The following is a 14,070-nucleotide window of genomic DNA, read 5'->3' as shown; positions in this document are numbered from 1 at the left end:
TTCCGACATTCACTTCATCTCTTTTGGCCAATGACGCCTACGGGATCCGGGATCGGCTCATTCAAGCAGGATGGGGAGTTAGCCTCCCCATCCTGTTGCTCATTAATCTTTAATCAGCGAACGTAGGCAACGGGAAAGTAATGATTGGTGAACAAGCGATCGTGTTACGCCGATTTTCTCAAGCTGCTGCAGACTGATCACCGCGAATCAGTAGCCTTCCGCTGCGGTTGCGCGGATGGTCGTCGTCTGGCCTCCGGGTACCGGAACCAGCCAGAAGCCGTTCTGAACGCGGGCATCGACGGCCGGCTGGCCGTTGACCAAGATTGCTCCGACGCGGCAAGCCTCCATGGGCAGCTTAAGCCATCCGGATATGCCCTCTGGCAATCGTATGCTTGCCCGAAACTCCTGATCGGCAGCTTCGAAGCGGACGGCGATTTCACCTTTTGCGGTCATGACTCTGCCGTCGGCCCAACGCAAATCCCCCGGTCGGGGTGATATCTCAACGCTCTGCGTGTGAAGATTGATCTCCCCGATGCCAACAATGCTGTGTGGCAGAAAATAAGCCGGCGCGATACTCCAACCGTGGCAATAGCTTCGCGTCGGATAACCGGGCGCCCATCTGCCCGGCATATCCTCCCAGCAGGTCGTGCTGTCCGCATCCGTCATATGTCCCCATACCACCCGGATCTCCTGCAGCATTTCATCAGTCAAACCGGCTTTTTCCAGTGCTTGAAGCTTAAAAAATCGCATGAACGGCGTAGCCGATCGCACCGTATCCGTTACTTCACCGCGTACGTACCGCAGCAGGGCGCTTCGGCGATGCGGCCATGCTATGTCATTTATAAAGCATATGAGCTGGGTTTGCTCGCTAGCCGTCCCGCTCAGCGCTCCGCTATCGTACAGGCAATCAGCGAACGCCTGTCTGGAGGCATCCCACAGGTGCGCGTTAATGCCTTCCGTGATGGTCTCCGCGATACGTGTGAATGTTTCGGCATCGCAATCTAATCCAAGTCGGGTGGCCAATTGTCCCGTTTGGCGGCAGCATTCGGCATACCATGCGTTCACGTGTGTAACGATCGCCGGTGAAGGGGCATCGATGGCAGCCCAGTCCAACAGGTTCCAATAAGGAGAGCGGATTAATCCGGTTGCCTCGTCCGTCAGATGTTCGTGCAAATAGAGCGCTTGTTTTCGCAACGAAGGATAGATCCGCTTGGCAAATTCTCCGAAAATGCTTCTTCGCGCATGATCCGTGCAGGCCAACGCCCAGAGCAGGCTCCAGGTAGACAAAATATTTTCCCAGCCGCTCGGCACTTGGGACTCCACGATGGGGGAGCGGGATAAAGAATGCGTGGCAAGCAGGAGACATCTTTCAATGAGCGGTTTGGAGCCAAACAGCGATGATGTCGCGCGTGACATGACATAGGCGTCCCCTACCCAGAAAGCTTGCTCGTACGTTGGGCAATCGACGAACACATCGTCGCTGCACAAGCGGGCGGTCCAGCGGCTCATCTCGAAAATGCGGTTCAACCGTTCGTCATTGCAACGAAATTGGCCGACTGAGGGGGAAGGATAAGTTCTAAGCAGGCAGCGGATAAATCTCAGCTTTAGGTGCCCTTGAAAACCAGATAACTGAACAGTCAGATATCTGAAGCTCCGCTGCGTCAGCGACCGGTAGGTTTGCCAGCCTTGCTTGCATATGTAACGCATTGTGTTGTGCATGGAGTCCATATGAACCGGTTGTTCACCGCGGTAAGCCTCGAAGCCGTAGAAGTCGACAACCGCACCGTCCTGGCCGAAAATTTCGATTTCGATCAAGCCGGCCGTCATTTTCTCGAATTCCAGAATAAGCTGAACGGCTTCGCCTGCAGGCGGGGCGGAAATAGCAGTATAGTCGCCGTTACCGCTGCAGCAGTGATGGTCGGGTGTAGCCGAAACGCTGCTTTCCGCTGTGACGGAATGCCGCATTCGCAGAAAAACGTTATCAGTATGCTCCGAAGACCGCGGAATCACGGCAAATCTGCCGTCCGCTACGGCTCGCCAAGCATCCCAGCTTACCACCCGCTTCAGCTTCTCAAACAACTCCGTTTCATCCGGCCCAAACCTGCCGAAGAAAGCAAAGCGCCCTTCGGCCGTGCCGGGCAATGCGGGCGCCAGCACATTCGTGCCGTGCAAGCCAGGGGCCATAACTACTGCATCGCCGCTTGCGTCGACTACTTCCATCGCCGCCTGAAAAGTAAACTCATGCGCGACGCCGTCGAACCAGAACAGCAGCAGATTTTCGCCCCAGCAAAGCTCGGCGTCATAGTGGAACAGTCCGCTCCAGTGGCTTCCTGAATCGTCAATGGGCTGTAAAGCCGCCCCATTGACGGATAGCCGTGTGTACAATCCGGACGTTCTGTCCTGAAAATGAAACCGAATGCGCATAGGCCGATCCAGCATGACTGTTGTAGCGAGCATCCCGCGAACGGCATGGGGGTTGGCGTCCCGCACGTCTGGCAGCAGCAGGTTTCCCAAATCGATGCTCCAAGCCGGCATCGGGAGCCGCACTACCGATCTGTCGCAAATGCGGATCGGATACATTTCTTCACCGGTAAGATGAGGAATGTCCCGCGGTGCCAGGAGCAGCGGAACTCCAGCCTCTAAAGCCTGCGCCCAGCGCAACCCGCCGGCAACGTCCGTGCTATCCGGCCAATCCGCAAGCTTCCAATCTGGGGGCTCCAGCCGCGCATCGAAATGCTCCACGAACGCCTGCTGCGTCGAAATGCGCGGCGTATTGTCCTGGAGTGACGGATGGGCGATGCAGCGCCAGGAGGCATCCGTGACGACTTCCAGTTCCCCTTGCGCCGTATCGCCGATAAGTCGCGCCATTAAGCCCGGATTTCCAGAAGGAATATACTGAAAAGTTGCAAGATTAAGCGCATTCAGCAGCACGGCAATCGCATTATGGCCTTTCCTGAGCGTAGCGGTCACATCGTACGTATCGTAAAAAAGCCGCTGCGGCCACCCCCGGACTGGCCCCTGGCCGATCCAGATGCCGTTGATCCACACGGTGTAGCGGTAGTCCGCCGTAATATGCAGCAGCGCTTCCTCGGGAAGTTCCTCCCAATCGAACGTTTGGCGAAAACAAATCAATTCGTTCGGACGCACACGGCCATCGCGTTCATCGCGATAGCCGATCCACCGGGCATCAGCCAAATCTCGGGCGGCTGACCGAAGGTGATCCATACAAAACGTCCTCCTTGCCATCTATAATTTTTTGAACTCTTGCGGCGTGATACCGACGACCTTCTTGAACACCTTCGTAAAATAAGGGATGTTATCATAGCCGGTGCGTACGGCGACATCGGCGATTTTCAAAGCCGGATCCCGCAGCAGCTCCGTCGCCCGCTCGATGCGCAATCGCGTAATATAATGGTTGATTCCTTCCCCCGTCTGCTCTTTGAAAATACGGGACAAATAAGCGGAGCTCATGTGGCCAGCTTTCGCCAGCTGCGTAAGCGAGAGGTCTTCGGCGAGATTTTGGGAAATGTGCCATTTCAGTCGGCTTACGGCGTCCTTGTTGTCTTCACGCTGGCGTTTAAGCATAACGAACACTTTACGTGAAGCCTCGATGAACCGCTCCGACATTTCATCGACGGAGGAAAACCGGTTCACGTTGGCCCATTCGTCCATGGCCAAGCTTGCCTGGTCTTTTTCGGTCAAGCTCAGCCTGTTCAGCGCTTTGATCAAGGACAACGAAATGATTTGGCAAATTTCCGCGAACACGCGATATGGCATGCCGGGCAACTGTTTCGCTTCTGCGAATACGGCTGACAGCCGCTCATAATATTCCTGCTCGTTGCCCGATTCCAGCAGCAGGTCCAATGAACCGATGGCCGCGAGCCCCTCGAAGCCCGACATGTTGCGGTCGGTCAGCTCGGCGTCATATTCGACGTCCAGAACGGCGCCGGGTCCCGGGCTGATATGCTGTTTTAGCGTCTGAACGGCATCCTTATACCGGTCCGGCCATTTCGTATAATCGGCGGTCCGGCCGGAAAGCAGCACCGAGATTTCGATTCCCCGCCGCTCAAGCAGCTTCTCCCGTATCGTATTCGCGGCCTGCCGCAGCTGCGAGCGCAGCCGCTCCCCGCGTAGCGATGGAGACTCCGCGCTTTGCAAGACGCATACAAGAAAGCCGTGTTCGTCCCAATGCTCACTAAAGCGAAAATCCGGCGAAAGCGTTTCGGCCAGTTCAGCAAATAGAAAACCGTCGATTTCCGCATCACTATAGGTCACCCGGGCTTTATGGCGATTATTCAGACGAACGAGCAGTAAAACGGCTTCTTGCGCCAAGTCGAGCGGGACATTCAGCGAGCGGCTTCTTTCCAACGTCTCCTCCCGCTGCAGCCGCGGCAAGTCTCCGGCGAGAAGCTGCTTGATAAAGCCGCTCCGCAATACGGGAACGGTTTCTTCATACTGGCTTTTCAAGTTATCGATGGACTGCTTCGTTTCCCGTTCCTCGTCGAGGCTGAGGATCGCGCGCTCCAGGCATTGGAACAAAATTTCGTCCGTCACGGGCTTGACCAGAAAGTCGAAAGCGCCCAGCTTGACGGCCTGTTGGGCGTATTCGAACTGGCCGTAGCCGGTCAGAAAGACGACCCGGCAGGAGGGATACACACTTTTTACGATTCCGATCAACTCCAGCCCGTCGCGCTCCGGCATGCGGATGTCCGACAGCAAAATGTCGCACGGCTGTGCACGCATCGCCTCAAGCGCTTCGTTCGCGGAATGGAATCCACGGACGTCGGAAAGCGGAAGCCCGCTGCTTTGAACCGCAGAGGTCAGCCCTCGTACGATCCTTCTTTCGTCGTCGACGATCATTAAGCGGTACATATTCATCGTCACCTCCGTCATTCGGCCGGAAGCCGAATCGTTATGAGAAAACCGTCATGCTCCCGGTGGCCGATGGCAATGCCGTAATCCAGACCATATTTGTACCGGATTCTCCAGTGAATGTTCCACAGCGCGAAGCTGGTTTCCGGATGCTCACGCTCAATCTCCAGTTCCTTGATCAGCTTGCGTCGCCGCTCTTCGTGCAGGCCAGGACCGTCGTCTTCGACCGACAGCTCAAGCGCATCGCCGACCCGCTCTGCCCGGATGAGGACGAACATGTCCCGCGCACTTTTCTCCAGCGCGTGTACGATTACATTTTCTACGAGCGGTTGAAGAATGAGCCTTGGAACGGGGATGCCCCCAAGCGCGGAATCGACGTCGATCTCGAAGGCAAGCTGGCTCTCGAAACGAATTTGCTGGATTTTTAAATAGGCGGCCGAGTGGCCGATTTCCTCTTCCAGCAATACTTCGTCGCTCCCGCTATTGTAAGTGAGGAATTGATAGTACCGTCCCAAATAATCCGTCATCTCGGCGATCGAATCGTAATCCCGCTCCTTGGACATCCGATAAATAATATAGAAGCAGTTGTATAGGAAATGGGGATTGATCTGAGCTTGAAGCTGGTTCAGCTCCGACTGCTTGATGCGGATTTGCTGCAAATAGTCTTTCTGGATCAAGGACTCGATTCGCTGGATCATCTGATTGAACCGTATGTAAATATAATCGAACTCGTCGTTGCGGCGGCTTGGGATTCGGGTATCGTAACGGTCGCGCTCCACTTGGCGCATGGCATTGAAGAGCACGCGGATCGGTTTATGAATTTGCCGGTAGATGACATAGGAAAAGCCGATTATGCTCACGATCGTTACCACGATAAGCGCGTACAGCATTCTGCGCTGGCCTTGAACTTCGCCCATAATTTCCTTCTCCGGCACGAAGACGGCAACCGTCCAGTTCAGCGCCTCGGACGTTTTATACATGACCGCGAACTGCTGATTGTTGTAAGTCAAATTAAACTGACCATCTGAAAAATCGCCGGCGGGGTCCGGATGCTCCTGAATTCGTTGCGAGACGAGGCCGGCGAGTTCCCCTCCGCTGGAGGGATCGATGAGGAAGCCGTGCGCACGGTCGAGAATCAAAGCGCTGCCGGATTGGCCGATCTTGAAGTCCTGCAGCAGCTTGTGAAACTTGTTTAACGCGATATTCATCCGAAGCACGTAGTGAATTTTGGTTTTGCCCGCCCGCACCGTCTTCATATACAGCGTATAGCTCAGTACGTCACTGACCCGCCGGTCCAGCTCCGCTTGGCCGTAGGAGGTTTTCAGCCAGCCGTCGCTGAAATCTTCCTCGGCGTAAATCTTCAAATCTTTTGGGGGAATGGCCGTTCTCCCCGTCACGTAGGACAGCCGTAAGTCGAAGTCCAGAAAATCGATCGCAAGATCGTCGATGAAGCTGCTGTTGGAAATGATCAGATCGAATTTGGATTGCAATTCCTTGTATAAGGCGATTTTGTCGTAATCCGATATGACGCCTTGCGCGGTGGAGAGAAACTGGACGTTCTCGTCGTTTTTGAGCATGAGCTGGAACAGCTTCACGCGTTCCAAGTCCGTCTCCAGGCCGGCCGTAAATCGATCGAGGTCGGAGAAGACGGAGCTTGTGATTCGGTTTTTAACGTTTGTAATCGCGGAGCCCAGTACAGACAGCGCGATTAAATAGACGGGAATCGTGAGCAGCAGTAAGGAAAGAAGAAGTTTGGTCAACACGCCGTGAAAGCCTTTTTTCGATCCTTCGTTCATCCGATCACGACTCCAGTCTAGAATGGTGTGTGCATGTCTGTGAAAAGGCTATTTTATCATGTTTCCGCCCGGTTCCATGTTTGAAAAGCTTCAAAGTACGTGCCGGAGCCGACCTTACCGGATTCAGGGCTGACGAATTGTTGAAATCCCCAGCTAATGAGATGCGCGCAGTAGCGTGACGCCAGCTCCGCTTTATTTTGCAGCTTCGAAATGGGGACCTGTATCCAATGCGGGTCGTCAAATCCGGCACCGTTCACACCGTAATCCGCGCGGAATGCTTTCAATTCCGTATAGTCGCGGACATCGATTTCCGCCAGCTCGACGTTGCCCCACAGCTCAACGCCGGTATCCGAACAGGCGCGAGCGACAGCCGCAAAGTACGGCTCGCGCTCCGCAAGGCCAAAGAAGGCGGCGTGCTCCGCACCGGAGTCTTGCAGCATCAAGATATCGATTCTCGTATCTGCAAGCAGCTCGCGCCAGAAGGAAGCGTAAGCTTCTGGTTTCTCATAAGTATAGCCTAATTCTTCGCCGGTGTCCGAGACAAAAAAAGGGGAGAGGACGATTTTACAGCCGGGGGTTTCCTGTTTGCACCACTTCGCGACAGATTTCCACAGCGTGTAGCAGTACGTTCGCTGCTCCCCGTGCACGATGTAAATTTCGTTGCCCAGGTAATAGCCGAAGAACGCGGGATGACAGCCGTATTTTTGTGCCAGAATGACCGTCAGCTTGCGGCTTGTCTCCAAATCTCCACTCAAGTTCCAATGTACGTACCAATCTTCCCGCGCCATGATTTCCAGAATAACGCGCATACCGCGCGCCTCTGCTTCATCCATCAAGCAGGCAATCGGATCGAACGCTCCGACGTTCGCTTGTAGCGCCTCCAGCGCTTCCAGCCGGAAAGGCGGCCCGTTCACCCATACAAGATCGAAGCCGGCGTCTTGTTGTGCATCCAGCTCCCGGCGGATTCGCTCGCGGCCGAACGTTTCATCTAGGAAATACAATGATCCTCTAATTTTTTTCATGGGTAGCACCCTCTTCATTTTCTGCTATTCTTTTACTGCGCCAAGTATGATGCCTTTCACGAAAAACCGCTGCAGGAACGGGTAGATCGCCAAAATAGGCAGCGCTCCGACGATGATTTGTGCGTCCTTGAGGCTGCGGTCCGAGACAAAGTGAAGGTCCTCAATACTGTTGATCGCAGTGATGTCGACCGGAATGATGACAGTTTGCAAATAGCTGGACAACGGGTAGTTGACCGGATCGTTCATGAAAATAATGCCGTCGAACCAAGAGTTCCAGTGCGCGACGATGGAGAAGAGGGTCAGCGTCGCGATGGACGGTAAGCTGAGCGGAACGTAGATCCGAAATAGCGTGCCCCAGTGGCTTGCCCCGTCGATGTACGCCGATTCGGCAAGCTCCTTGGGCAGCGACCGGAAAAAGTTAAGCATGAGCACGACGTTGTAGATCGGTACCGCTCCCGGCAAAATCAGAGCCCAAATCGTGTCCATTAGCCCCAGGTTGTTGACGGTCAGGTAGAGCGGAATCAAGCCGCCGCTGAAAATCATCGCGAACACAAGCATCCAGGCATAAATCGTTCTTCCCCGAAACCGGTGATCTTCCTTCGCAAGCGGAAAGGCGAGCAGCACGGTCAGCAGCATGTTGACGGCTACCCCTAAGACAACGCGCTGAACGGATATGCCCATGGCCGTAAGCAGCTTGGACTCCTGAAAGATGAGATTATAGGAAGCCGTCGTAAAATCGACCGGCCAGAACGTCACTTCGTTCGCAGCGATGCTGACCGCGGAGCTAAACGATTGGGCGAGCACATGCACAAAAGGAAGCAGGCACAGCAAACCCGTCAGAAGCAGAAACGTATAGTTGAAGCCGAGAAACAGCCTCCGGAGAGGCGAAGTATATTCCTTCATGACCGCCTCCTAGAAAATCCTGTAGTTTGCGTATTTGTAGGCAAGCCGGTAGGCGATCGCCATCAAGATCAGGCTGACCAGCGATTTGCTCAGACCGACGGCAGTTGCGAAGCTGTATTGCGTTTGCTGCAGTCCCATTCGGTACACATACGTGTCGATAATATCGCCCGTCTCGTAGACGATCGGATTGTACAGGTTAAACACTTGATCGAAGCCGGCGTTCAGAATGCCGCCAAGGCTGAGCGTGGCGACTAGCGCCATAATCGGCGCGAGACCGGGCAGCGTGACGTAAAGCGTCTGCCTCCAGCGGCCGGCTCCGTCGATGACAGCCGCTTCATAGAGCGCCGGATTGATGCCCGCCAGCGCGGCCAAATACACAATCATTGAAAAGCCGAATTCCTTCCAGATGTCGCTGATAATCAGCACGGGACGGAACCAAGCGTTGCTGCCGAGAAACATAATCGGATCGATGCCGAACAAGCCGAGCGCCTCATTCACGATGCCTCCGTTGATGGACAGAATGTTCGTGAGAATGCCGCCCAGAATGACCCACGACATGAAGTGCGGGAGATAGACGAACGTCTGGATCGTCTTCTTAAACCATAAATGCCGGATTTCGTTCAGCAGCAGGGCGAAGAAAATCGGGACGAAAAAGCCGATTGCGAGCTTAAGTCCCGCGATGACAAGCGTGTTCGTGACGACTTGGTAAAAGTCGGGGAGATTGAACATCAGTGAAAAATTGTCCCAGCCGACCCACTTGGATTTTAAAAAGCCGAGCACCGGTCTGTAGTGTTTAAAGGAAATAACGACTCCGAGCATCGGCACATAAGAGAATACGAGAACGAAAATCATGCCGAGCCATACCATCAGGTGCAGCGATTTATTCAGTACGATATTCCGCAGCATGGGCGTTCACCTTTCTGTGAAATCTGAATGCCTGTTTTAGGCAGTCCGATCCTCTTTAACGGGCGTGTGATTATTTCGAAGCGGCCCATTCGTTTACTTCCGCCGTGATTTGTTCGCCACCGATTTTGTGCCACTGCTCGACGTAGGAATCGAACTCGTCCAGCGGCTTGTCGCCCATGATGATTTTGGTGAACGTCTCGTTGGTCAGCTTGTCGAGTGCCGCCTTGGTCAGGCTCATCGTCTCGGTGGGGGCGCCGTAGAATGCATCCGTCAGGATGCCTTGGTATTGCGAAATGAGTGGTGCCGCTTTGGTCCAAATTTCTTCTTCGATCCAGCCTTCGATTCCGCCGGCTTTGACCTTCTCGTACGTTTTTTTGCCTGCGGCGTCCAGCTCGGACGTATCGCCGTTCTGAAGCGCTTTATTGAATTTGATGGCGAACTCCTCGTTTTTGTTTGGCGATTCGGAATATACCGGGCTGTAGTTGTTCGTGTCCACGTCCTTGTACTTGCCGTTGCGAAGATCGGAATACTGCTCAATACGGGAGCCGCCCGGCATGCTCAGATCGTACCAATAATTGATCGCCTTCACGAGCGCTTCCGGGTGTTCGAAGCCTTTGCGCACGACCATCCAGTTCATTGTAAAGTGGCCCGCGGGCACCTTCATCTCGCCCGCCGGTCCGGGAGGAGCGAGCAAAGCGGTCCATTTCGCGTTCGGTTCTTTCTCCATAAGCTGATTAAGCGGCCAAGCGGGCGTCCAGAACGGCGCATAGTACATGCCGATCTTCCCGGCGACGACGTCCGCGGTCGTTTCTCCGCCGCCCTTGATCGCAAACTCCTTGTCAAGCGCGCCCATAGCGTACAGGTTGCGGCCAACCTCAAGCGCCAGCTTCGTCTCAGGCTGAACGCTGCCGTAAACAAGCTTGCCGTCCTTCTCGATCCACTTGCCCGGGTAAGCTCCGTACGCCGCTGCAAGCGCATCCAAGGAACCCAGACCGTAACCGTCGAACATGAGGAAAGACGCCATAATGCCGTACGTATCGTTCTTCTTGTTCCCGTCCGGATCCTGCTTGGCGAATGCTTCGGCGACAGCGATGACTTCTTCGATCGTCGTCGGCGCTTTAAGGCCCAGATTGTCGAGCCAATCCTGGCGCACCCAGAGCAAGTTCAGGTTGCCTGCCGCGTCGCGGGTATTCGGCAGGCCGTACAGCTTGCCATCGAGCGATCCCATGTGCAGACCGAGCCCGTCCGCGTAACCGAATGCTTGCTTGACCTGGTCCGTCGCATACTTATCGAAGTATTCGGTCATATCCTCGATGAGCCCGCCGTCTACGAGCTCTTTGAGCTGTCCGGCATCAACCATGAATACGTCCGGGAGATCTTTGGATGCGATGGACAGGTTCAGCTTTTCTACGTATTTACTGTTGTCACCGCTGACCGACCATTTGTTTTTCCAGACGATGCCCATGTCCTTTTCATATAAATCATAGATAATGTTATCCTCCAGCGATTCGCCAGGAATAAACTTGAACGTATCGTTCGTGGCTCGTACTGTCGTGATTTGGATCGGCGTCTCATATTTGGCGAGCGGGTCGATCGCAGGCCCCTCCTCGCTGGCCGACGAGGTAGGCGGTGCGGACCCGGAAGCGCCTTCCAGCGGGTTGGAAGAGGTGTCTTTACCTCCGTTGCTGCTACAAGCGGCGGCGATCATGGCGATCGCCAGAAATAGGAATGACAGTCTTTTTTTGCGCATGATGCTTTCCTTTCTGTATTAGAGTGTTGGAACCGTGATCACACCGAAATTATACTTTAGCCGTTTTTGGCGAAACAACGGTAAAAAATTATGATTGCTTCTACTATTTCTACTTTTTGCAAACGCTTCAAAACTGCATAAAAAAGTATAAGAATTCGCAAAAAATTACCGGTGCCGACCCTTTGCTCTTCTATTATGCTGGTTTTGAAAGCGCTTTTCCAGAAGTTTAATACCAACTTAAAACCGGAGGAGATGTAATGGAGAAAGAACAAAGCGTTGATTTGGCGGGCACGAAAATCAGCAGAAGGAAGCTGCTGGCGACGATGGGCGGAGCAGGCGCGCTGCTCGCGGCGGAGGGGTTGCTCGGGAATTCGCTGCTTGCGCATGCGATGAAAAAGGAACCGAAAGACAAGCAGCCGGACAAGCCCAAGACCGTTCACGCGAGCGGCGGCATTTGCGGGTACAACGTCGCGGACTATGGAGCGACCGGCAACGGCACGACCGACGACTCGACAGCCATCGCGGCGGCGATTGCTGCTTGTACGGCGGGGGGAGGCGGTATCATTTACTTCCCGGCGGGTACATATTTGACGGGAACCGTTCAGGTGAGTGCCAATACGGAGCTACGGGGCGTCGGGCAGGACGCGACGGTGCTGAGGCTGAAAAGCGGCGTCAACGATGCGCTCGTGCTCGGAACTCTGGCGGAGAACATTCGCGTAGCCGACATGACGCTCGACGGCAACGCGCCGCAGCAGACGACGGGCAGCACCGTTATTTTCTGGAAGTGCAAAAGGATTCGCATCGAAAATGTTAAGGTGATCCGTTCCCATGTTATAGCCTTGAACATGTCCAACGTGATGGAATCGGTTATTTCCCGCTGCCATCTGAATGGGACGATTGGCAGTACAGTTATCTCGTTCAGCAACGACGATCCGGCCTATGCGGACGGCAACAACTGGGTGCTCGACAATTTGATCGAAAACGGCTACCTGGACGGCATTATCTATAATACGAATCGCGGCGTCATCGCAGACAACATTATCCGCAACAATGGCCTCGTTCCCGATAATACGGCCGGCGGAGTATATGTCAACGGCAAATACGGCATCGTCATTAGCAACAACCTGATTGAGGGGAATGACGGCAACGGCATCGATATTATTGACGCAACTGAAATTATATCCGAAGGCAACTGGTGCTCGGGCAATCACTCCGCAGGCATCATGTATGCGAGCGTAACGAACTCGCAAATCGTCGGCAACGTCTGTAAAAACAACGGCAAAGCGCCGGCGACGGGCCAGGACGACGGCATCAGCATTTTGGGACAAAGCTCGCTGATCACGATTACCGGCAACCGTTGCTTCGATAATCAGACGGTCCAGACGCAGCGCTACGGCATTCAAAGCATTGACTTGAGCAACGAGCTGTTGATTACTGGCAATATCGTCAAAGGTAATTTAAGCGGTGGTATCTCAACCGTCGGTTCCGCCAACGTCGTTGCGAATAACATTACTTAATGGAAGGGGAGGAAGGCTATTGGCGGGCGACTAAGCCCGCATTTTCGATTCCGGTTTTCTGCATGCTCATTGAAGTTGCTAATCGTGTAAATATTCAAGTACTATTAAAATTAACGCGATTAAAGAAAGCAGGGGAAACGAGAAATGAAGCTGCAGCAACTGGAACAGAGTGTGAATGCTGTTATTTTGGAGCGGGGCATCGATTATTGGGAGGAGGGCTACGTCAACCTTCTGACCGAGGAGGAGCCGCTCTGCTTCCATGCCGAGGTGGAGGGAAGCGAGCTCTATGATGTTGATGTGAGGATTGATGCCAGCGGAAAGGTGCTTGCTACCTCATGCGATTGTCCATACGATTACGGTCCGATATGCAAGCATATCGTGGCAGTGCTTTTGGAAATTCGGAATGAATATTTTCACAAGGGGGAAATGACAGCGGCGGCTGCCAGCAGTTCGGCCAGCAAGCTGACCATTGCCGAACAATTGGCTTTAATGAGCAAGGAGGACCTAGTAGAACTGCTTGTTGAGTTTTCCAAGGAACATCGAGAGGTGCGGAAGGAGCTGTTACTGAAGCTGTCGACAACAAATGATGCGCAGTTTTATGAGCAATGCCGCAGTATGATCCGCTCGTCTATCAACAGGTATATGAATAATGATGCTCCTTATTGGCAGGTTTCCGCTGCACTTAAAGGAGCTCAGAAGGTACTGACGCTGGCAGAGGAAGCGTTGGGGCGGCAAGAGATTTCCCGGGCGCTGGAAACCGGGCTGATCGTGTTTCATGAGATGATCGGTTTTCAGCAAGAGAGTGATGATCCGGAGGGCGATATTCATGTACTTATTGAGGAAAGCCTGCATGTTATTATTCGCATAGAAGAGCAAATTCCGGAGACGGAGGAGCTGCTGCGGACTGCTGTTTTTCAGCGGCTGTTGGAAGAGGCCGCATACCCGGACTTAGAGGGAGGGGAAGAATGGCGTTTGGCTTTTTTTGAGACCGCTTCCTCCTATATAGATAGCCATGAAATGAGAAAGCAATGGAATGATGTCCTTGATCGGATGGAGGAAGAGATTGTCGCCCGTTCGCCGTATCATTCTTATTTTGTTGAACGGGCTGCCATGCTCAGGCATAAAGATTCAACAAGACGGAGGGGAGAAGCAGGCGAAGGAATATATGCAGAGCCGCCTTCATTTGCCGGAATTTCGCGAAATGGCTATTGAAGAGGCGATGAACAATTTTCAGTTTGACTATGCGTTGCAATTGGCTGAGGAGGGGGAAGAGCAAGACGAGAAAAAGGGGCGAGGGGGCTAGT

General features: G+C 53.9%; 9 protein-coding genes. 2 read left to right on the top strand and 7 right to left on the bottom strand.

The window, feature by feature from the left end; genetic code table 11:
• Positions 1–207 precede the first annotated feature (207 nt).
• From ACFQ0N_RS09445 to ACFQ0N_RS09415, 7 genes are all read right to left on the bottom strand, one after another.
• Positions 208–3,225, bottom strand: coding sequence for an alpha-L-rhamnosidase-related protein (locus ACFQ0N_RS09445; protein ID WP_379325205.1), 3,018 nt, complete (start codon positions 3,223–3,225; stop codon positions 208–210).
• Between the two features lie 21 nt (positions 3,226–3,246).
• A complete protein-coding gene (locus tag ACFQ0N_RS09440; protein ID WP_379325203.1) occupies positions 3,247–4,878 on the bottom strand; it encodes a response regulator in 1,632 nt (543 codons plus the stop codon).
• Positions 4,879–4,889: 11 nt separating this feature from the next.
• Entirely contained in the window at positions 4,890–6,668 is a 1,779-nt protein-coding gene (locus ACFQ0N_RS09435) for a sensor histidine kinase (protein WP_379325201.1), read from the bottom strand.
• Between the two features lie 56 nt (positions 6,669–6,724).
• Positions 6,725–7,690 (bottom strand): DUF4434 domain-containing protein, encoded by a 966-nt coding sequence (locus ACFQ0N_RS09430; RefSeq protein WP_379325199.1) that lies wholly within the window; start codon positions 7,688–7,690, stop codon positions 6,725–6,727.
• 24 nt (positions 7,691–7,714) lie between these two features.
• A complete protein-coding gene (locus ACFQ0N_RS09425; protein ID WP_379325197.1) occupies positions 7,715–8,593 on the bottom strand; it encodes a carbohydrate ABC transporter permease in 879 nt (292 codons plus the stop codon).
• A gap of 9 nt (positions 8,594–8,602) precedes the next feature.
• Positions 8,603–9,499: an ABC transporter permease gene (locus ACFQ0N_RS09420; protein WP_379325195.1), complete on the bottom strand. Its 897-nt coding sequence runs from the start codon at positions 9,497–9,499 to the stop codon at positions 8,603–8,605.
• A gap of 70 nt (positions 9,500–9,569) precedes the next feature.
• The gene (locus ACFQ0N_RS09415; RefSeq protein WP_379325193.1) at positions 9,570–11,249 is read right to left on the bottom strand and encodes an extracellular solute-binding protein; all 1,680 of its coding nucleotides are present in this window, start codon (positions 11,247–11,249) and stop codon (positions 9,570–9,572) included.
• A 257-nt stretch (positions 11,250–11,506) separates the two neighbouring features.
• On the opposite strand from ACFQ0N_RS09415, the gene ACFQ0N_RS09410 reads away from it, so the two are divergent.
• Together ACFQ0N_RS09410 and ACFQ0N_RS09405 are read left to right on the top strand one after the other, a co-directional pair.
• Positions 11,507–12,766: a right-handed parallel beta-helix repeat-containing protein gene (locus ACFQ0N_RS09410; protein ID WP_379325191.1), complete on the top strand. Its 1,260-nt coding sequence runs from the start codon at positions 11,507–11,509 to the stop codon at positions 12,764–12,766.
• A 144-nt stretch (positions 12,767–12,910) separates the two neighbouring features.
• Positions 12,911–13,978 carry an SWIM zinc finger family protein gene (locus ACFQ0N_RS09405; protein ID WP_379325189.1) on the top strand — a complete coding sequence of 356 codons (1,068 nt, stop codon included), beginning with the start codon at positions 12,911–12,913 and terminating at the stop codon, positions 13,976–13,978.
• Positions 13,979–14,070 lie beyond the last annotated feature (92 nt).

The organism is Paenibacillus sp. GCM10027626, assembly GCF_042676285.1.
GTDB lineage: Bacteria > Bacillota > Bacilli > Paenibacillales > Paenibacillaceae > Paenibacillus_Z.
This window is presented reverse-complemented; position numbering and strand designations above follow the sequence as displayed.

What these genes read in the sequence shown, in the direction of transcription:
- ACFQ0N_RS09445 (WP_379325205.1), bottom strand. Translation starts at nt 3,225, where the DNA reads ATGGATCACCTTCGGTCAGCCGCCCGAGATTTGGCTGATGCCCGGTGG.
- ACFQ0N_RS09410 (WP_379325191.1), top strand. Translation starts at nt 11,507, where the DNA reads ATGGAGAAAGAACAAAGCGTTGATTTGGCGGGCACGAAAATCAGCAGA.
- ACFQ0N_RS09430 (WP_379325199.1), bottom strand. Translation starts at nt 7,690, where the DNA reads ATGAAAAAAATTAGAGGATCATTGTATTTCCTAGATGAAACGTTCGGC.
- ACFQ0N_RS09405 (WP_379325189.1), top strand. Translation starts at nt 12,911, where the DNA reads ATGAAGCTGCAGCAACTGGAACAGAGTGTGAATGCTGTTATTTTGGAG.
- ACFQ0N_RS09415 (WP_379325193.1), bottom strand. Translation starts at nt 11,249, where the DNA reads ATGCGCAAAAAAAGACTGTCATTCCTATTTCTGGCGATCGCCATGATC.
- ACFQ0N_RS09435 (WP_379325201.1), bottom strand. Translation starts at nt 6,668, where the DNA reads ATGAACGAAGGATCGAAAAAAGGCTTTCACGGCGTGTTGACCAAACTT.
- ACFQ0N_RS09440 (WP_379325203.1), bottom strand. Translation starts at nt 4,878, where the DNA reads ATGAATATGTACCGCTTAATGATCGTCGACGACGAAAGAAGGATCGTA.
- ACFQ0N_RS09425 (WP_379325197.1), bottom strand. Translation starts at nt 8,593, where the DNA reads ATGAAGGAATATACTTCGCCTCTCCGGAGGCTGTTTCTCGGCTTCAAC.
- ACFQ0N_RS09420 (WP_379325195.1), bottom strand. Translation starts at nt 9,499, where the DNA reads ATGCTGCGGAATATCGTACTGAATAAATCGCTGCACCTGATGGTATGG.